This window comes from Salinispora pacifica DSM 45544 (assembly GCF_000378845.1).
Classification (GTDB): Bacteria; Actinomycetota; Actinomycetes; order Mycobacteriales; family Micromonosporaceae; genus Micromonospora; species Micromonospora pacifica.
Genome location: NZ_KB905359.1, coordinates 24,714 through 25,531 on the forward strand (window position 1 = coordinate 24,714; position 818 = coordinate 25,531).

An 818-nucleotide genomic window follows, 5' to 3' on the forward strand; every position below is an offset into this window, starting at 1 on the left:
ATCCTCTCGGCTGAGGTCATCGATCCAGGTTTTGACCTGACTGTGTGGCCGCCGTTGGGGGCGGTGCCGGTGTCGACGGCGGGGTTGTATGACGATCTGGTGGCTCAGGGTTATGAGTATGGTCCGGTGTTTCAGGGTGTGCAGGCTGCGTGGCGGGTCGGTGAGGTGGTGTACGCGGAGGTTGCTCTTCCGCAGGAGGCGTTTGCGGAGGCGGGTCGGTTCGGTGTGCATCCGGCGTTGTTGGATGCGGCGTTGCAGGCGGTGGGGATTGGTGAGCCGGTGCCGGCGGATCGCGGGCCGTACCTGCCGTTTGCGTGGGCGGATGTCGCACTTTTTGCCACCGGTGCCACTGCCCTGCGGGTGAAGATCACCTCGGCCGGTCCGGAGGCGGCCACCTTGCACCTGGCTGATCCCGAGGGAAGTCCGGTAGCTGTTGTTGGGTCGCTGGTGTCGCGTCCGGTGCAGCTCGACGCCGCCGTACCGACCGACGGTGACCTCTACCGCGTCGACTGGACCACCATTCCCACCGGCACCGCCCCCGAGTCGTGGGGCTATCTGGAGGGGCTCGGCCTCGGCGTACCCGATGTCGTGCTCGCCCCGCTCACCCGGCCCGGCGCCGCCACCGACCCGGGCACCGCTGCCCGTACGGCGACGGGGGAGGTCCTCGCCATGCTCCAGTCCTGGCTGGCCGACCCGGCCCAGGCTGCCGCCCGGCTGGTGGTGATCACCGATGGTGCCGTTGATGGTGGTGTCGATGTGGTTCATGCTCCGGTGTGGGGGTTGGTGCGTGCGGCGCAGGCGGAGAATCCGGGTCAGTT

At 68.5% G+C, this 818-nt stretch carries 1 protein-coding gene; it reads left to right on the top strand.

The features are described from left to right. Window positions 1-69: 69 nt before the first annotated feature. A partial coding sequence (locus SALPAC3_RS25160; RefSeq protein ID WP_332308185.1) for a polyketide synthase dehydratase domain-containing protein occupies window positions 70-818 on the top strand: 749 nt, incomplete at its 3' end.